The organism is Crenobacter intestini, assembly GCF_004919095.1.
GTDB lineage: Bacteria > Pseudomonadota > Gammaproteobacteria > Burkholderiales > Chromobacteriaceae > Craterilacuibacter > Craterilacuibacter intestini.
On the sequence record NZ_STGJ01000001.1, the window covers coordinates 298,290 to 317,118 of the forward strand.

General features: G+C 68.3%; 13 protein-coding genes and 1 tRNA gene. 11 read left to right on the forward strand and 3 right to left on the reverse strand.

The genetic code is table 11. The features are described from left to right. The first annotated feature begins 20 nt into the window (after nt 1-20). From E5K04_RS01335 to E5K04_RS01360, 6 genes are all read left to right on the forward strand, one after another. The gene (locus E5K04_RS01335; protein ID WP_136551101.1) at nt 21-995 is read left to right on the forward strand and encodes a potassium channel family protein; all 975 of its coding nucleotides are present in this window, start codon (nt 21-23) and stop codon (nt 993-995) included. Continuing rightward, nucleotides 992-3,235: an ATP-binding protein gene (locus tag E5K04_RS01340; RefSeq protein WP_136551102.1), complete on the forward strand. Its 2,244-nt coding sequence runs from the start codon at nt 992-994 to the stop codon at nt 3,233-3,235. The genes E5K04_RS01335 and E5K04_RS01340 overlap by 4 nt, the downstream gene beginning before the upstream one ends. Then, entirely contained in the window at nt 3,199-3,840 is a 642-nt protein-coding gene (locus tag E5K04_RS01345; protein WP_136551103.1) for a response regulator transcription factor, read from the forward strand. Before E5K04_RS01340 ends, E5K04_RS01345 begins: the two co-directional genes overlap by 37 nt. 40 nt (nt 3,841-3,880) lie before the next feature. Next, a complete protein-coding gene (locus E5K04_RS01350; protein ID WP_136551104.1) occupies nt 3,881-4,756 on the forward strand; it encodes an NAD kinase in 876 nt (291 codons plus the stop codon). A 20-nt stretch (nt 4,757-4,776) separates the two neighbouring features. Beyond that, nucleotides 4,777-6,438 carry a DNA repair protein RecN gene (recN, locus tag E5K04_RS01355; RefSeq protein ID WP_136551105.1) on the forward strand — a complete coding sequence of 554 codons (1,662 nt, stop codon included), beginning with the start codon at nt 4,777-4,779 and terminating at the stop codon, nt 6,436-6,438. Between the two features lie 53 nt (nt 6,439-6,491). After that, a tRNA-Ser gene (locus E5K04_RS01360) sits at nt 6,492-6,581 on the forward strand. 124 nt (nt 6,582-6,705) lie between these two features. On the opposite strand, the gene E5K04_RS01365 is transcribed toward E5K04_RS01360, so the two are convergent. Next, nucleotides 6,706-8,091, reverse strand: a complete 1,386-nt coding sequence (locus tag E5K04_RS01365) for an FAD-binding oxidoreductase (protein WP_136551106.1) — start codon at nt 8,089-8,091, stop codon at nt 6,706-6,708. 80 nt (nt 8,092-8,171) lie between these two features. Between E5K04_RS01365 and serA the strand changes: the two genes are divergently transcribed. The 4 genes from serA to acnA all read left to right on the forward strand — a co-directional run bounded on the left by serA (nt 8,172) and on the right by acnA (nt 15,067). After that, on the forward strand, nt 8,172-9,401 hold the full coding sequence (serA, locus tag E5K04_RS01370; protein WP_136551107.1) for a phosphoglycerate dehydrogenase: 1,230 nt from the start codon (nt 8,172-8,174) through the stop codon (nt 9,399-9,401). A gap of 136 nt (nt 9,402-9,537) precedes the next feature. Beyond that, entirely contained in the window at nt 9,538-11,211 is a 1,674-nt protein-coding gene (gene ybaL / locus E5K04_RS01375; RefSeq protein ID WP_136551108.1) for a YbaL family putative K(+) efflux transporter, read from the forward strand. A 132-nt stretch (nt 11,212-11,343) separates the two neighbouring features. After that, nucleotides 11,344-12,195: a universal stress protein gene (locus tag E5K04_RS01380; RefSeq protein ID WP_136551109.1), complete on the forward strand. Its 852-nt coding sequence runs from the start codon at nt 11,344-11,346 to the stop codon at nt 12,193-12,195. A gap of 172 nt (nt 12,196-12,367) precedes the next feature. Beyond that, nucleotides 12,368-15,067 carry an aconitate hydratase AcnA gene (acnA, locus tag E5K04_RS01385; protein ID WP_136551110.1) on the forward strand — a complete coding sequence of 900 codons (2,700 nt, stop codon included), beginning with the start codon at nt 12,368-12,370 and terminating at the stop codon, nt 15,065-15,067. A gap of 36 nt (nt 15,068-15,103) precedes the next feature. Here the strand turns inward: acnA and E5K04_RS01390 are convergent, their stop codons facing one another. Next, the gene (locus tag E5K04_RS01390) at nt 15,104-17,383 is read right to left on the reverse strand and encodes an FdhF/YdeP family oxidoreductase (protein ID WP_136551111.1); all 2,280 of its coding nucleotides are present in this window, start codon (nt 17,381-17,383) and stop codon (nt 15,104-15,106) included. Between the two features lie 201 nt (nt 17,384-17,584). Here E5K04_RS01390 and E5K04_RS01395 point away from each other — a divergent pair, with 201 nt between their 5' ends. Beyond that, complete coding sequence (locus E5K04_RS01395; RefSeq protein WP_136551112.1) at nt 17,585-17,965, forward strand: DoxX family protein; 381 nt, start codon at nt 17,585-17,587, stop codon at nt 17,963-17,965. A gap of 61 nt (nt 17,966-18,026) precedes the next feature. Here E5K04_RS01395 and E5K04_RS01400 read toward each other — a convergent pair whose 3' ends face one another. Next, nucleotides 18,027-18,806, reverse strand: a complete 780-nt coding sequence (locus E5K04_RS01400; RefSeq protein ID WP_136551113.1) for a 3-hydroxybutyrate dehydrogenase — start codon at nt 18,804-18,806, stop codon at nt 18,027-18,029. Nucleotides 18,807-18,829: the final 23 nt, after the last annotated feature.

An 18,829-nucleotide genomic window follows, 5' to 3' on the forward strand; every position in this document is an offset into this window, starting at 1 on the left:
CATTTGGCTGAGCGTCATCCATGGGCAAGGCTCTTACCCGGAAACTGCTGCTGCTGACCGCGCTACTCGGCGCTGTCATCCTGACCGGCACGTCAGGCTATACGCTGATCGAAGGCTGGCCGCTGTTCGATAGCCTGTACATGACAGTCATTACGCTGGCGACCATCGGCTACGGGGAGACGCATCCCCTCTCGCAGGTGGGGCGCGCGTTCACTATTGCGCTGGTCTTCTTCGGCACCGGCGTGGTCGGCTACACACTCTCCTCGCTGACACTGCTGCTGTTCCAGAGTGACCTGCCGCAAATCCTGAAAAGACGGGCTATGGAAAAAGAAATTGCCCGGCTGCAAGGCCACATCATCGTGTGCGGGCTATCGCACACTGGGCTTGCCGCCATCGACGAGCTGACCCACAGCGGCCACCCCGTGGTTGCCGTCGAACGTGACGAAGCGGCTGCACGCGCGCTCGACTCGCTGGACATCCCCTATATCGTCGGCGACGCGACCGAGGATGCCAACCTGACTGCGGCAGGCGCGCTCAACGCGCGGGCGCTGATCAGTTGTCTGACTTCGGATGCCGAAAATGCCTTCGTAATCGTTACCGCCCGCACGCTCAATCCGCAACTGCTGCTGGTCGCCAAGGCTGAAACCGAGGCGTCTCGCCGCAAGCTGCTCGCGGTCGGCGCACACAAAGTGGTTGTCCCCTCCTACTTGGGCGGCGTCAACCTCGCCAATCTGGTCGTCAATCCCGAGACGCTGCACTTTTTCGAGCGGCTACATACCCGCTACCCCAACACCTTCCGCGCCGAAGTGGTTCCCGTACATCCCGAGTGGGACGGCAAGCTGCTTGGCGAATGCCTAGCGCTGGACGATGGCCGCACCATGGTGATCGCCCTGGAAACACCCGGCGAAGATGTGCTATTCAACCCGGGCCCTGCCACACGGCTGCAAAATGGCGCGTCACTGATGATCATCGGCCGCCACGGCGGCAAGGTATGACCTTCCAACCGGCCCCGCCCTTAGCACAGCGCCTACTGCGGCTGGCGCGCCGCCATGCGATGGCGCTGTCGCTGTGGGCCGTGCTGTGGGCAAGCCTGATGCTGCTCGTGCTGGGCATCGCCCACCGCGAGCAGCAGGCACACGTCAGGCAGACGGCCGAAACCGCGCGCACCGTGCTGCTCGCCCGTCTCGCCGCAGCCGAACACCTGCTCTCCCTGCTGGCGAACGATGCGCCCGCGCCCCACGACACCCTGCACGCACGTGCCGCACACCTGCAACAGGACTTCCCCTTTGTCTACGTGATGGGCCGCCAGCCCTACATTCCGCGCGCGGCACGCGCGGACTACGAAAAAACGCTCAGCCTGCAGTACGGCGGCCCCGTTCGCATCCGCGACTTCCGCCCACCGCTGGGGCAGCAGGCCCCGTGGCGGGACGCGCGCTACTGGCAGGTGGCCCCCGAGCGCGACTACTACCTGCCGCTGACGCAAACCGCGCCGGATCGCCATTACCCCGCCCGCTTCATGGTCGGCCTCGACCTCCTGGCCAACCCGTCTATCGGCACCGCGGTGCGGCGCAGCCTGCGCAGCGCGGCGCTCGCCATCACCGAACCGCTGACGCTGAGCAACGGTGAGCGCGGCGTGATCCTGGTCGAGCCCATCCTGCGCCGCCAGCCCAGGCTCACCGACAACCGGCGCGACAACCTGGCGCTGGACGGCATCGCGCTGATTGCGCTGAGCAGCGAACGCCTGCTCTCGGGCGTTGCCCTGCCCGCCGAAGCCGGCGTGCGGCTCGCGCACACCGGCAGCGCCGAGGCCATCCCGCTTGCGGCGCCCGCGCGCACCGAACCCCGCCTCGCCGGCCTGGCGGGCCGCCTGTTCGGCACACCCGGCGCGCACCTGCCGCAACTGCGGCCGGATTTCCCCTACCGTGTCGAGGTGCAGGCGCCGGCGCTGCCGGGCAATTTTGCAGCGGCACCGTGGCTGGCGGCCACCGCGGCGCTCGCCGCGCTGATGGCCGCGGCCACCAGCGTGCTGCACACCCGATACGCGCGGGCGCGCCGGCGCCACAACAACCCGCAGCCGCACGCGGCGTCCACCCGCCGCCGTGAAGACGCCCTGCTCGAAGGCGTCACCGACGCGGTACTGGTCGTCGATTCACAACGGCGCATCGTCGCGCTCAATACGCGGGCACTCGAGATGGCCGCGACGACGCGGGCGCTGGCCGAAGGCACCCGCATCGACGAATTGCTACCCCTGCACATCGAGCTGGCGACCCGGGGCGACGACCCGCTATCGGAGTGCCTGGCCCGGCAGACCCGGGTCTCGCTGCCCGCCCACGCCTACGTCGACACCCCGGCCGGCAAACAGTACATCGAAGGACGGCTGACGCCGTTTGGCGGCGGCGCGCTGATCGCGCTGACCCTGCTGCCGGACGCGGACGAGGGCGACGCACGGCACCGGCGCGACGAACGGCTGCATGCGCACGCGTCCGCCTACGCCCAGTCTGCGCGCGCGTCCAGCCTTGCCGAGATGGCGTCGGGCATCGCGCACGAGATCAACCAGCCGCTTTCCGCGATCAACAGCTACAACGAGGCCGCGCTAGCCATGCTGGAAGACGGCGACGCCGACCCAATACTTATCAGGACCGCGCTCGAAGGCAGCCTCGCGCAGGTCGAACGCGCCGGGCATATCGTGCGCGGGCTGCGCAACTTCGTCGCCGCGCGCCGCCCCGAACTCATCAGCGTCGACGTCAACCAGGCGGTACGCAACGCGCTCTTGCTGGCCGCGCCCGAGCTGCGCTACACGACGACCCACGTGAACACCCGTCTCGCAAACAGCCTGCCGCGCGTGCAGGCCGACCCGATCCAGCTCGAGCAGGTGCTGCTGAACCTGATTCGCAACGCGCTGGACGCCACCGGCAGCCAGACGGGCTGGGGGCGGATCACGATTGCCAGCGAAGCGTGCACCGGCGGCGTGCGCGTCAGGGTCAGCGACAGCGGCCCCGGCATCCCGGCAGACGTCTTGCCGCGCATATTCGACCCCTTCTACAGCGGCAAGAGCCAGGGTGGCGGCATGGGGCTGGGGCTGACCATCAGCCAGACGCTGATCGAGTCGTTCGGCGGCACCCTCTATGCGCGCAACCTGGCCGAAGGCGGCGCCGAATTCATGTTCGAACTACCCGTCCCCCGTTTCGAGGAGCCCCCATGTCCGACCACCTCGCCACAGCCGTCGTCCACCTGATCGACGACGACGCCGCGGTCCGCGCCGCGCTCGAGCTGCTGCTCGCCAGCCAGGGCTACACCGTGCACAGCCACGAGAGCGGTGACGCCTTCCTCGCGCTGCCGGACCCGGGCGAAATCGGCGCGATCATCCTCGACATCCGCATGCCAGGCTTGTCCGGGCTCGCACTGCAGGAAATGCTCGCCGAGCGTGCGGCCAAGCTGCCGATCATCTTCATCACCGGCCACGGTGACGTCGAGCAGTGCGCGCGCGCATTTCGCGGCGGCGCGATCGACTTCCTGCCCAAGCCGGTCAACCGCGCGCAGCTGATCGACAGCCTGCGCCGCGCCTTTCGCCTGAGCATCAGCCGCCAGGCACGCGACGTGGCGATCAAGGACGCAAGCGAACGGCTCGCCCGGCTCTCCGAGCGCGAACACGACATCCTCGAGCGGGTTGTCGACGGCTGCTCCAGCAAGGAAATTGCCCGCGAGCTAGACCTCTCGCCGCGCACGGTCGAAGCGCACCGCGCCAGCCTGTTTGCCAAGCTGGAAGTCGGCTCGCTGGCCGAACTGATCCGCCTCTACCTGTCGGCCGACCGGGTGGCCAGCGCCACACCCATGCCATAGCGGTTTTGGCATGCCAGCCACAACACGTTAAGATTCGACCATGACTTGTCTATTCAAGAAGGTCGGGCTGTTCGCCCGCCACGGCAAAGCGCATATCGTCGCGTCGCTGCGCGAGCTGGCCGACCACCTCGCCTCGCGCGGGGTCGTCGTGCTGATCGACGAGGAAAGCGCCAGCGCCGAGGAAGCCGGCGCGCACCAGCGCGTATCGCGCAGCGACATGGGCAAGCTGGCCGACCTGGCCGTCGTGCTCGGCGGCGACGGCACCATGCTGTCGATCGCCCGCCTGCTCGCGCCCTACCGGGTGCCGCTTATCGGCGTCAACCAGGGCCGGCTGGGCTTCATGACCGACATCCCGCTGCACGAGATGCTCACCAGCATCGACGCCATCCTGAACGGCGACTTCGTCCCCGAGGACCGCATCCTGTTGTCGGCGTCGGTGCTGCGCGAGGACGCCGAGGTGGCCAGCGCGCTGGCGCTCAACGACATCGTCGTCAACCGCGGCGGCCTGGGCGCGATGATCGAGTTCGAGGTATTCATCGACAACCAGTTCGTGTACAGCCAGCGCTCGGACGGGCTGATCATCAGCACCCCGACCGGCTCGACCGCCTACGCGCTCGCCTCCGGCGGCCCCATCCTGCACCCGACCCTGCAGGCGATCGCGCTGGTGCCGATCTGCCCGCAGTCGATGAGCAACCGCCCGATCGCCGTCTCCGACAGCTGCGAGGTCGAGTTCATGCTCACCCGCGGCCTCGACACCCGCGTCCACTTCGACGGCCAGTCGCACTGCGACCTGATGGAGATGGACCGCGTGATCATCCGCCGTTACCGCAACCCGCTGCGCATCCTGCACCCGGCCGGTTACAACTACTACGACATGCTCCGCCACAAGCTGCACTGGGGCGAGCGCCTGCTCTGAGCCACCCTATTTAAGAAGCCATGCTGATTTCGCTCTCCGTGCGCGACTTCGTGATCGTCGACGCACTCGAACTGGACTTTACCGAAGGCTTTACCGTGCTCACCGGCGAGACCGGCGCCGGCAAATCCATCCTGCTCGACGCCCTGAGCCTCTTGTTGGGCGACCGCGCCGAAGGCGGCGAAGTGCGCGAGGGTGCCGACCGCGCTGAACTGGCCGCCGTGTTCGACATCGCCCGCCTGCCCGCGCTCGCCGCCTGGCTCGCCTCGCACGACCTGGCCGGCGAAGACGACGAGTTGCTGATCCGCCGCGCGCTCGACAAGAACGGCCGCTCCCGCGCGCAGGTCAACGGCCGCATCGCGACGCTGGCCCAGTTGCGCGAGATCGGCGAGCACCTGCTCGACATCCACGGCCAGCACGCTCACCAGTCGCTGGTGCGCGCCGACACCCAGCGCGGCCTGCTCGACGCGTACGCAGGCGCCTTGGCGCTCGCATCCGACGTCGCCGACGCGTGGCAAGACTGGCAGCACGCGCGCCGCGCGCGCGAGGACGCCGAGCGGCTGTCGCGCGAGTCCGAGGTCGAACGCGAACGGCTGACCTGGCAGATCGGCGAACTGGCCGAGCTTGCGCTCACCGCCGATGAGTGGAAGGACCTCAACCAGCAGCACTCCCGCCTGGCCAACGCCGTCGAACTGACCCAGAGCGCGCAGCACGCGGTCGACGCGCTCTCCGAGATGGACGGCAACTGCCTGTCGCTGCTCGGCCTGGTGCAGAACCGCCTGTCGCGCCTTGCCGGCGTCGACCCGCGCCTGGCGGAGACGCTGGCGCTGCTCGACTCGGTCGACGCCGAACTGCGCGAAGTGGTGTACAGCCTGCGCGACTACGCAAGCGGCCTCGACGAGGACCCGGCCGAGCTCGTGCGCATCGAGGTGCGCATCGACCAGGCGATGTCCCTCGCGCGCAAGTACCGCTGCCAGCCGCAGGACCTGCCCGAGAAGCTCGCCGACTGGCAACAGCAACTCGATCAGCTCGAAGCGAGCGCCGACCAGGCCGCGCTCGCCGTCGCCGAACAGGCCGCGCTCGCGCGCTACCGGACGCAGGCCGAGAGCCTGTCGGCCAAGCGCCGCCAGGCCGCCGGCGAGCTCTCCGGGCGCATCTCCAGGGAGATGCACCACCTGGCGATGGGCGGCGCGCGCTTCGCGATCGAACTCTCGGCGCTGGCCGACCCCACCGCGCACGGCATGGAGTCGGTCGAATACCTAGTCGCCGCCAACGCCGGCGCCACCTTGCGCCCCTTGGCCAAGGTCGCCTCCGGCGGCGAACTCTCGCGCATCAGCCTCGCCATGCAGGTGGTGATCAGCCAGGTCGCGTCTGTGCCGACGCTGATCTTCGACGAAGTCGACGTCGGCATCGGCGGGCGCGTCGCCGAGGTGGTCGGCAAGCTCCTGAAGGAACTGGGCCGCCGCTACCAGGTGCTGGCGATCACCCACCTGCCGCAGGTCGCCTCGTGCGGCGACGCGCACTGGCGCGTCGCCAAGCGCGACGAAGGCGGCCGCACCGTCAGCCGCATCAGCGTGCTTGACACCGGCGCGCGCGTCGACGAACTCGCGCGCATGCTGGGCGGCGAGGCGATCACCGACACCACGCGCCAGCACGCCGCGGAAATGCTCGAAGCCAACGCCTGAGCAGGCTAGGCAAAGCGGCGCCATTTCGCTATGATGGCGCCCTCATCCGGAACGGAAGCGTGGCAGAGTGGTTTAATGCACCGGTCTTGAAAACCGACGAGGGTTCACGCCCTCCGTGAGTTCGAATCTCACCGCTTCCGCCAAACATTCAAACAAAAAGCCCTGATTTTCAGGGCTTTTTGTTTTGGTGAGCCTACGCGACAGAACCCCGCACCCACGAAACAATCCATCATGCCCTCGCGGCGTGACCTCGACACACTCGGCGGTTCAAGCCAACAACTTACCCGGGTTCATCACCCCGTCCGGGTCGAACAGTTGCTTGATTCCGCGCATCAGGGTGATCTCTTCGGGGCTGCGCGTGTACGACAGGTAGTCACGCTTGAAGAGCCCCACCCCGTGCTCGGCCGATACGCTGCCGCCCGCCTCGCGCACCAGTTCAAACACCGCCTGGTTGACGTGCTCGCACGCCTGGCGGAACGCCGCAAGCGCCATGCTGGCCGGGCGCAGCACGTTGATGTGCAGGTTGCCGTCGCCGATGTGGCCGAACCAGACCACCTCGAAGTCGGGGTAGGCTTCTGCCAGTAAAGCGTCGAGGCGGGCGACGAAGGGGTCTACCTCCGAAATGCGCAGCGCGATGTCGTTCTTGTACGGGGTGTGCGGCGTGATCGCCTCGCTGATGTCTTCGCGCAAGCGCCACAGCGCGCGCGCGTGCGCGTCGCTTTGCGACACTACCCCATCGACGACCCAGCCCTGCTCCGCGCAGTGGCCGAACACGGCAAGGTCTGGCTCGGCGCCGCCTGCCGGGCGCACGTACTCGAGCAGCACGTAATATGGCGCCGCAGACTCGAACGGGCGTGCCGCGCCGCGCGCGAGCACGTGGCGCAAGGCCTTGTCGGAGAAGAACTCGAACGCCTGCAAGCTAAGCGCGCGCCTGAACGCGTCGAACACCCGCATCACGCACGAGAGGTCGGGCAAGGCGAGCACCATCACCGCCGTCTCGGGCGGCGCTTGCGTCAGCCTGATCGCCGCGCCGACGATGAAGCCCAGCGTGCCTTCCGAGCCGACGAACAGGTGGCGCAAGTCGTAGCCGGTGTTGTTCTTGACCAGCCCGCGGTTGAGTTCCAGCACCTCGCCGGCGCCAGTCACCACCGTCAGGCCGGCGACCCACTCGCGGGTCATGCCGTAGCGCAGCACCTGGATGCCCCCGGCGTTGGTGGCGATATTGCCGCCGATCTGGCTGGAGCCGCTGGACGCGAAGTCGACCGGGTAGTACATGCCGTGCTCGCGGGCGAAGTCCTGCAGGGTGCGGGTGATTACGCCGGGCTCGACCTCGACGATGCCGTCCAGCGCGTCAAAGCGCCCGATGCGGTTCATCCGTTCGAAAGACACCACCACCTCGCCGCTGGCCGCCACCGCGCCGCCGGAGAGGCCGGTACGCCCGCCGGAGGGCACCAGCGCGACCTGGTGTTGCCGCGCCCAGCGCACGATGGCGACCACCTCGTCCACCGTGCCCGGGAACAGCACGGCGGGGGTATCGGCCTGCCAGTAGCGGGTCCAGTCGAGCCCGTAGCTGGCGCGGCTCTCCTCGTCGGTGGCGACGCGCAACGCCGACGCTTCCGCCAACAGTGCCTGCAAATCCGGCATGGTCGACATGGTTTTCTCCCTCTTTTCAAACGTCATTTACACGCCGCATAATAACTAAACCCGAGTAATTTACTCAACATAGGTGTACCATGACCCAAGCCCTCTCCCTGCCGCGCGACCGCATCAAGGTACTGTTGCTCGAAGGCATACACCAAAGCGCGGTCGACGTGTTCACCGCCGCCGGTTACACCCGCATCGAACGCTACGACAAGGCGCTGCCGCCGGCCGAGCTCGCCCACAAGATTGCCGACGCGCACCTGGTCGGCATCCGCTCGCGCAGCCAGCTGGACGAAGCAGCCCTTTCCGCCGCGCAGAAGCTGATCGCCGTCGGCTGCTTCTGCATCGGCACCAACCAGGTCGACCTGGCCGCGGCCAAACGCCGCGGCGTGCCGGTGTTCAACGCGCCGTTCTCCAACACCCGCTCGGTGGCGGAGCTGGTGATCGCCGAGACCATCCTGTTGATGCGCAACATCCCGGCCAAGAACACGCTACTGCACCGCGGCGGCTGGGACAAGTCCGCCGCCGACAGCTTTGAGGTGCGCGGCAAGACGCTGGGCATCATCGGCTACGGCAACATCGGCACCCAGGTCGGCGTGCTGGCCGAGGCGCTGGGCATGCAGGTACTGTTTTGCGACATCGAAAACAAGCTACCGCTGGGCAACGCGCGGCAGGTCGCCTTCGCCGAACTGTGCGCCCGGGCGGACACCATCACGCTGCACGTCCCGCAAACTGCACAGACGCAAGGCATGATCGGCGCAGGCGAGCTTGCCATGATGAAAGACGGCGTGCGCCTGATCAACGCCTCGCGCGGCAACGTGATCGACATCGGGGCGCTCGCCGACGCGCTTGAGCGCGGCAAGCTCTCCGGCGCCGCCGTCGACGTCTTCCCGCACGAACCCGAACACAACGCCGAGCCGTTCGTGTCGGCGCTAACCGCGTTCGACAACGTAATCCTCACCCCGCACATCGGCGGCAGCACCCAGGAAGCGCAAGCCAACATCGGCCACGAAGTGGCGGCCAAGCTGGTGCGCTACAGCGACAACGGCTCGACCCTCTCCGCCGTCAACTTCCCGGAAGTGTCGCTGCCGGCGCACGCAGGCAAGTGCCGCTTGCTGCACATCCACCGCAACCGTCCCGGCGTGCTCGCGCATGTAAACGAGGCACTGGCCAAGGCCGGCGCCAATATCGCCGCGCAGTACCTGCAGACCGACGCCGACATCGGTTACGTGGTGGTCGAGACCGACAGCGCGGCAAGCCAGGACGCGCTGGCTGCCCTCGCACAGGTGGAGGGCACCTTACGCTGCCGCGTGCTGTACTGAGCAGGCATGGGCGGGCGTACCGCCCATGCCATGGCCGGAACTTGGGATCAACAGCCGCGGTCTGCCCATGACAGTGATGAAAACCTGGCCACGCCCCACGTTAGCCTGTTGATCGACCGCGCCGAAAGACTGCCTTATGCCACACGATATCAGCCTGATCGCCACCCTTGCCGTCGGCTTTTCGCTCGCCTTGCTGCTGGGTTTCCTTGCCCAGCGCCTGAAGATGCCGCCACTGGTGGGCTACCTGCTGGCCGGCGTCATGATCGGCCCGGCCACGCCGGGCTTCGTCGCCGACGTGGGCCTCGCCGGCCAATTGGCCGAGATCGGCGTCATGTTGCTGATGTTCGGCGTGGGCCTGCACTTCTCGCTGGCCGACCTGATGGCGGTGCGCCGCATCGCGGTACCGGGCGCGGTGGTGCAGATCGCCGCCGCGACGCTGCTGGGCGGCGGCGTCGCCTACGCCTGGGGCTGGCCGTGGGATAGCGCGCTGGTATTTGGCCTTAGCCTGTCGGTTGCTAGTACCGTGGTACTGCTGAAGGCGCTGGAAACCCGCGGCGTGCTCGAGTCGATCAACGGCAAGATCGCGGTGGGCTGGCTGATCGTCGAAGACCTGTTCATGGTGCTGGTACTGGTGTTGTTGCCGGTGCTGGCCGGCATCCTTGACGGTGCGCCAGGCGGCCCGGCCAGCGTGTGGGGGGCGCTCGCGCTCACGCTTGCCAAGATCGTCGCCTTCGTCGCGCTGATGCTCGTGGTCGGGCGCAGGCTGCTGCCCAGGCTGTTGTGGTGGATCGCCGCCACCGGCTCGCGCGAGCTCTTTACCCTCGGGGTGGTGGCCGCGGCGCTCGGCGTGGCCTTTGGGGCGGCCAAGCTGTTCGACGTGTCGTTCGCGCTGGGCGCCTTCTTTGCCGGGATGATGCTTCGCGAGTCGGAATTCAGCCACAAGGCCGCCGACGAGTCGCTGCCGCTGCGCGACGCCTTTGCCGTGCTGTTCTTCGTGTCGGTCGGCATGTTGTTCGACCCGGCCGTGATCCTGGCCCAGCCGGTGAAACTGCTGGTGGTGGTCGCCATCATCATGGTCGGCAAGACGCTGGCCGCCGTCGCGCTGGTTTTGCTGTTCCGCTACCCGCTGAACACCGCGCTGACCGTCGGCGTCAGCCTTGCCCAGATCGGCGAATTCTCCTTCATCCTGGCGGGGCTCGGCGTCGCGCTGGGCATGCTGGACGCCGAAGCGCACAGCCTGATCCTGGCCGGCGCGCTGATCTCGATCGCGGCCAATTCAGCCTTGTTTGCGCTGGTGGAGCCGGCGCAGCGCTGGATACGCGAGCGCTCCGCCCTCGCCCGCCGCCTTGAAGCGCGCGACGACCCCTTGGCCCAGTTACCGATGACGACAGACCTCTCCCAATTGAGCGGGCAAGTGGTGCTGGTCGGCTACGGCCGGCTGGGCCGCCGCATAGGGAAGACGCTGCGCTCGAACAAGGTGCCGTTCGTTGTCGCCGAACAGAACCGCGAGGTGGTCGACCTGCTGCGCCAGCAAGGCTTGCCCGCGGTCAGCGGCGACGCCAGCGAGGCGGCCGTGCTGATCCAGGCGCACATCGCCCGCGCAGCGGTCATGGTGGCGGCCATCGAGGATACGGTCGCCGCGTGCCGGATGGTCGAGATTGCGCGCACCCTGAACCCGCAGATCCGGGTCATCCTGTACGCCGGCAACGAAGACGAGGCCGGGCATCTGCGGACCCGGGCGAGGGCGACGGTGTTCGTCGCCGAAGACGAGTTGGCCCGCGCCATGGCGGACCAGGTCCTCGCCAAATGAAACGCGCCCGCGCCACGCCGATCAGCTAACTACGATCCTCTTAGGTGAACTTACCGCTCCGGTCGTGCCCGGTTCGTTCTAAGGCCGTCACTCATCGCCCAAAGCAGCACGCACGACACATAGGGAACCATCATGATCAAACGCATCCTGCTCACGCTGAACAACAGCCCCTCGGCCTACGAAGCCCGTGCACGCGCCATCCGCCTGGCAAGCGAACGCGGCGCCGACCTGACAGCACTGGCACTGGTCGACCTGGAACGGCTCACCCACGGCGAGGCGGTCCCCGCCGGCGCGCTCGCGTTCCAGGAGCAGCGCAACCAGCAGTGGCTTGCCGAGTGGCGGACACAGGCCGACGAGCTGATCGACGCGTGCCGGCAACAGGCCGCACTCTCCGGCGTGAACTTTACCGGGCTGTGCGTGGAAGACGACTTGCCCGCCGCCGCGCTGGCGCGCGAAGCACGCAGCCACGACCTGGTCGTCAGCGCGACGGACGCGTGGCTGGGTTCGGCGGGCCAGTCCGAAGACGCGCGGCAGCTCGCAAGCTACCTCGCCGACGCGCCGCGGCCCTTGTTGCTGCTGCCGGGCAGCGCCAGCGAATACAGCCGCCACCCTGACGGCCCCATCCTGATCGCCTACGACGGCAGCCCGTGCGCCGCACGCATGCTGCAGCAGCTCGCCTTCATGCGGCTGTGGCCCCACTCGGAAAAGCGTTTGGTCGTGGTGCAAAAATCCCAGCAGGACGCGGAAGCCCTGGCGGCAGAGGCGGCTGGCTACCTGGCCTGCCACGGCATCGAAACGGTACCGGCAGCCATCGGCAGCACGCTGCCCGCCGCGGAGGTCCTGCTCGCCGAATCTGCCGCGCACGGCGCACGCGCGCTGGCCATGGGAGCGTTCGGGAGCAACAGCTGGCGCGACCGCCTGTTCGGCTCGGCCACCCGCACCCTGCTGGCCGAGGCCGACTTCCCCTTGCTGCTAGCCCACTGAGCAAGCGGGGTGCGCAGCAACGCCTGCAAGCACCGGTTTGCCGCGAGCAGACCGGTTTGCGGCGCGCGAGTACGTCAACCTGCCACTGCCCTGAGCCTGGCCGCTCCACCGCGCCACGCGCCGCCGGCTATACCGGACGGGGATGACCACCACCGCGTCAGTGAGGCAAGCCATGCACACCCCGACCAACTCGTTCAACACGCTGTCCACGCTTGAGGCCAACGGCAAGACCTACCGCTACTTCGCCTTGCAAGGCGGCGAGCTTGCAGGGTGCGCGGCGGTGCGCCGCCTGCCGGTGAGCTCTCGCATCCTGCTTGAGAACCTGCTGCGCCACGAAGACGGGGTAAGCGTCACCCGCCAGCACATCGAGGCGCTGGCCAGCAGCGGCGGCCGTGCCGTCGACCAGGAAATCCTGTTCCATCCGGCGCGGGTGCTGATGCAGGACTTCACCGGCGTGCCGGCGGTGGCGGACCTTGCCGCGATGCGCGACGCGCTGGCCAGCCGCGGCGCCGACCCGCTCAGGGTCAACCCCCTGACGCAGGTCGACCTGGTGATCGACCACTCGGTCAACGTCGACAGCTTCGGCAGCGCCGCCGCCTTCGACATCAACGTGCGCCAGGAGATGCAGCGCAACCACGAGCGCTACCGCTTCCTCAAGTGGGCGCAGGGTGCCTTCGCCAACTTCCGGGTGGTACCGCCGGGCACCGGCATTTGCCACCAGGTCAACCTCGAGTACCTGGCCAAAGTGGTGTGGCAGCAGCCGGGGGCGGACGCGCCGCTGGCCTTTCCCGACACGCTGGTCGGCACCGACAGCCACACCACGATGATCAACGCGCTGGGCGTGCTCGGCTGGGGCGTCGGCGGCATCGAAGCGGAAGCGGCCATGCTCGGCCAGCCGGTGCCGATGCTGATCCCGGAAGTGGTCGGCTTCGAGCTAACCGGCGCGCTTGCGCCGGGCATCACCGCGACCGACCTGGTGCTGCAGGTGGTGCAGATGCTGCGGGCGTTCGGCGTGGTCGGCAAGTTCGTCGAGTTTTACGGCGCGGGGCTTGACCACCTGCCGCTGCCGGAGCGCGCCACCCTCGCCAACATGGCGCCAGAGTATGGCGCGACCTGCGGCTTCTTCCCGGTCGACGCGCAAACCCTGCACTACCTCGCCGCCACCGGCCGCGACGCGGATACCTGCGCCCTGGTCGAAGCGTACTGCCGCGCGCAGGGCCTGTGGCGCGACGCGCACAGCGCCGCACCCGATTACGCTGCGACCCTGTCGCTGGACCTTTCGACGGTGCAGCCGTCGCTGGCCGGGCCGCGCCGCCCGCAAGACCGCGTGCTGCTGCCTGCCTTGCGCGAAGCGACCGAGACCGTGATCGCGAACAACGGCAAGGCGGCGGAACTGGACACGGCGTTCGCGCTGCCCGGGGATGCGGGCAGCCTGCACCACGGCGACGTGGTGATCGCCGCGATCACCTCCTGCACCAACACGTCGAACCCCGCCGTGATGATCGGCGCCGGCCTGCTCGCCCGCAATGCGCTCGCGCGCGGCCTGCAGCGCAAGCCCTGGGTCAAGTCGTCGCTGGCACCCGGCTCGCGCGTGGTGAGCGACTACCTCGCGCAATCGGGCCTGCAAACGCATCTGGACGCGCTGGGCTTCAACCTGGTCGGTTACGGCTGCACCACCTGTATCGGCAACTCCGGGCCGCTGCCGGACGCCGTCGAAGAGGCGGTCAGCCGCCACCAGCTGGTGGTGAGCGCGGTGCTCTCCGGCAACCGCAACTTCGAGGGGCGCATCCATCCGCAGGTGAAGGCCAACTGGCTGGCCTCGCCCCCGCTGGTGGTCGCCTACGCGCTGGCCGGCACCACCCGCATCGACCTGAGCCGCGAGCCGCTAGGCGTCGACCCCGACGGCGCCCCCGTCTTCCTCAAAGAGCTGTGGCCGTCGGACGCCGAAATCGCCCAATGGGTGCACGCCATCGGCCGGCAGATGTTCACCGGCCGCTACCGTGCGGTGTTCGACGGCGACGCGGCCTGGCAGGCCATCAAGGCCGACGCCGGCGCCAACTTTGCCTTCGCCCCCGACTCGACCTATATCCGCCTGCCGCCCTTTTTCGAGCCGCGCTGGCGCGGCAACTCGGGCGACATCGTCGGGGCGCCCATCCTCGCGCTTTTGGGCGACTCGGTGACCACCGACCATATCTCGCCTGCCGGACAGATCCCGCCCGACAGCCCGGCCGCCCACTACCTGCGCAGCCAGGGCGTGCCCGACGCCGACTTCAATTCCTACGGCGCGCGCCGCGGCAACCATGAAGTGATGATGCGCGGCACCTTCGGCAATATCCGCCTGCGCAACGCGCTGACCCCGGGCGTCGAGGGCGGGTACACCGTGCTGCACGCCAAGGGCGGCGGCGACGGCGCCAGGGTGTTCATTTACGACGCGGCGATGGCGTACCAAAGGGGCGGCGTGGCCACCGTGGTGGTCGCCGGCAAGGAGTATGGCACCGGCTCCAGCCGCGACTGGGCGGCCAAGGGCACGCTGCTGTTGGGGGTGCGCGCGGTGATCGCCGAGAGTTTCGAGCGCATCCACCGCTCCAACCTGGTCGGCATGGGCGTGTTGCCGCTGGAATTCTTGCCGGGCGACGATCGCACCACCCTGTCGCTCGACGCCGGGGTCACCTTCGACATTCTGGGCATCGATGCAAACTTGCAGCCGCAGCAGCTGCTTGTCGCACGCCTCCACTACGCGGGCGGCGCGACGCGGGACATCCAGCTGCGTGCACGGCTGGATACGCGGATGGAAGTGGATTACTTCCAAAGCGGTGGTGTGCTCAACTACATCCTCGAGCAGTTTTCAGGCGAGCCGCCCGCGCGTGCGTGATTCACGCCCACGGCTTGCCGACTGGCGGGCGCCGGCTTACGCGTCGGCGGCGCCGGCGCTCTTGCGGACGCTGACCGGCACCGACTTGTAGCCCGGCGTCCCGCTCTCGGCGTCGATATGGTCGAGCGGGATCAGGCAGTTGGCTTCCGGGTAGTAGGCAGCGACGGTGCCGCGGGCAATCGCGTGCGCAATGGCGGTCAGCCCCGGGTAGCGCCGGGTTTCTCCACCTGATGCCAGCTCGACGTCGACCTTGTCCCCGTGCACCAACCCCAGCGCCTCCAGGTCATCCGGGTGCATGAACAGCACGTCGCGCCGGCCGAACACCCCGCGGTAGCGGTCGTCGTAGGCGTAGATAGTCGTGTTGTACTGGTCGTGGCTGCGCACGGTCACCAGCCGGAACGCGTCCCCCTGCTGCAGGTCTTCGTCCAGCCCGTCAAAGACATAGAATTCGGCCTTGCCCGACGGGGTGTTCCAGACGCGCCCGGTGGCCGGCAGCGGCAGCCGGAAGCCGCCGGGCACCCGGATGCGCGCGTTGTAGTCGTCGAAGCCGGGGATCACCCGTTCGATCAGCGCCCGGATCCGGTCGTAGTCGGCACTCAGCGCGTCCCAGTCGACACCGCTGTCCGGCAGGGTCGCCCGCGCGATGCCGGCGACGATCGCAACCTCGGACTTAAGGTGCATGGACGCCGGCGGCAGCTTGCCGACCGACGCGTGCACCATCGACATCGAGTCTTCCACGGTGACCGCCTGCACGCCGCTGGCCTGCAGGTCGGCCTCGGTGCGGCCAAGGCAGGGCAACAGCAGCGTCGTCTGCGCGACCAAAAGGTGCGAGCGGTTGAGCTTGGTCGCGACGTGGACGGCCATCTCCAGCGACGCCATCGCCGGGAAGCACTGCCCCGGGTCGGGCAAGGCGACCGCCAGGTTGCCGCCCAGGCACAGCAGCGCCCGGCACTCGCCGCTGACGATGGCCTGCATCGAGCGCACGGCGTCGCGCCCCGCCCAGCGCGGCGGCGCAAAGCCGAAGGTGGCGGCGAGCCCGTCCAGGAAGGCCGCCGACGGCTTCTCGGTGATGCCGACCGTCCGGTTGCCCTGCACGTTGGAGTGCCCGCGCAGCGGGCAGATGCCGGCGCCGGGCTTGCCGAGGTTGCCCTTGAGCAAGAGCAGGTCGCACAGCAGTCTTACGTTGGCGGTGCCGCGCCGGTGCTGGGTGATGCCCATCCCGTAGCTGATGATGGTCGCGCCGGACTTGGCGTACAGGCGGGCGACTTCTTCCAGGCTCGCCTGGCTCAAACCGCTGGCCGACTCGATGGCCGGCCAGCCGGTGGCCGTGAGGTCTTCCTGCAGCGGCGCGAAGCCCACGGTGTGCCCGGCGATGAAATCGTGGTCGAGCACGCCGCCTTGCCGCGCCTCCATCTCCAGCAAGGCCTTCATCACGCCCTTGATCGCGGCGGCGTCGCCGCCCGCCTTCACCTGCAGGTAGTTGGACGCGATCGCCGTCGCGCCGTACGTCGCCATCTCCACCGGGTCCTGCGGGTCGGCAAAGCGCTCCAGCGCCCGCTCCCGCATCGGGTTGAACACGACAATCGGCACGCCGCGCCGCGCCGCGTCGTGCAGCACGCCCATCATCCGCGGGTGGTTGGTGCCCGGGTTGTGGCCGATCGAGATGATCAGCTCGCACTTGTCGAAGTCGTCCAGCGACACCGAGCCCTTGCCCATGCCGATCGACCGCGGCAGGCCGACGCTGGTCGGCTCGTGACAGAGGTTCGAGCAATCGGGGAAGTTGTTGCTGCCGTACATCCGGGCAAACAGCTGGTAGAGGAAAGCCGCCTCGTTCGAGGTGCGGCCCGAGGTGTAAAAGTCGACCTGCCGCGGCGGCAGCGTAGCCAAAACGGCGCCGATGCGCGCGAAGGCGGCGTCCCAGGAGAGCGGCTGGTAGGTGTCGCTCGCCTTGTCGTACAGCATCGGCTCGGTCAGCCGGCCGAAGTCTTCCAGTTCGTGGTCGCTCAGCTTCATGAGTTCGGCGACCGGCCGCGCTGCAAACAGGGCGGGTGTCGCCCGGTGCTTCGTCGCCTCCCAGGTCACCGCCTTGGCGCCGTTCTCGCAAAACTGGAAGGTCGAGGCGTGGTTCTTGTCCGGCCACGCGCAGCCCGGGCAGTCAAAGCCCTGCGGCTGGTTGGTCCTGAGCAGGGTGGCAGACGCCTCGACCGTGTCCATCTGCTCGCGCACCGCGACGGCCAGCGCCTTGAGCGCGCCCCAGCCACCGGCCGGCCCCGCATAGTCGTGCACCCCGGCAACATTCCTTGGCTGTTCGGCCATCGACTTCTCCCTCAACGTGAACGGGCAAATCCCCTCAAGCTAAGGTTATAGCCACAGCCGGCCGGACTCTCACTGCCCCCTGCCCGCCATGCCGGCGCAAGCCGGCAAGCGGCACGGCCTTGCGCCACTTCCTGGCGGGTGACAGGCCCGACTGCCCTGCTATACCGGCAAGACATTCCGCATGGGCAAGGAGACGTCACCATGAACACACTGCTCAACCTGGCTGGCCGCGTGCTGCTGGCCCAATTCTTCCTGCTGGCGGGGCTTGGCAAGATCACCAACTACGACGGCACCGCCGCCTACATGCAGGCTTTCCACGTCCCCACCGCACTGCTGCCCCTCGTCATCCTGCTCGAAGTCGGCGGCGGGTTGGCCTTGATCGCCGGCTGGAAAGTCAGGTGGATTGCCCTGCTGCTGGCGGCCTTTTCGGTTGCCGCGGCGGTGATCTTCCACCACGACTTCGCCAACGAGACACAGTGGATCCTGTTTATCGGCGACCTCTCGACCGCGGGCGGCCTGCTGGTGCTGGCGCAATGCGGCGCCCTGGCGCCGGCGCTGGATGCAAGGCGGAAGGATGCCTGAGTGACAAGCCTCGCCAAACAGGCGGGACGGCCGCAAACGACCGCCCGCCTGCTCCACTCCCTCACTCCATGCACCAGCCGTGGCTGACCAGCAGCGACTGCCCGGTCAGCGCCTTGTTCGGGAAGGCCGCCAGGAAGAGCGCAGCCTCGGCGACGTCGCTGTCCTTGACGAACTCGCCGTCGACCGTCCCGCCCAGCATCACCCGGCGCACCACCTCGTCTTCGCTGATGCCCAGCGTTTTGGCCTGCTCGGGGATCTGCCGGCGCACCAGCGGCGTGTCGACGTAGCCCGGGCAGATCAGGTTGGCGCGGATATTGTCGGCGGCGCCCTCCTTGGCGATGGTGCGCGCAAGGCCCAGCAGCGCGTGCTTGGCCGACACGTAGGGGGCTTTTAACGGGGACGCGAGCTTGGAGTGCACCGACCCCATCAGCAGGATGGCGCCGCCGCCGTGCGCGCGCATATGGCGCATCGCGGCGCGGCTGCACAGGAAGGCACCGTCCAGGTGCACCGCAATCAGCCGCCGCCAGTCACCAAACTCAAGCTCGACAATCGGCGCGATATGCTGGACGCCGGCGTTGCTGACCATAATGTGCAGGCCGCCCAGCTGCCCGATCGCCTCGGCAAAACCCGCCTCGACCGACGCCTCGTCGCTCACGTCCATCGCGACCGCCACCGCGTGCGCGCCCTCGTCGCGCAGCTGCTGCGCGGCGGCCTCGGCCGCGTCCGGCCGTATGTCGGCCACCGCGACCGCCGCGCCGGCGGACGCGAAGCGGCGGGCGATGGCGAGGCCGATGCCGCTGGCTGCGCCGGTGACCAGCGCGCATTGTCGGGTCAGTTGCATGTTTTTCCCTCCCTTAATCAAGA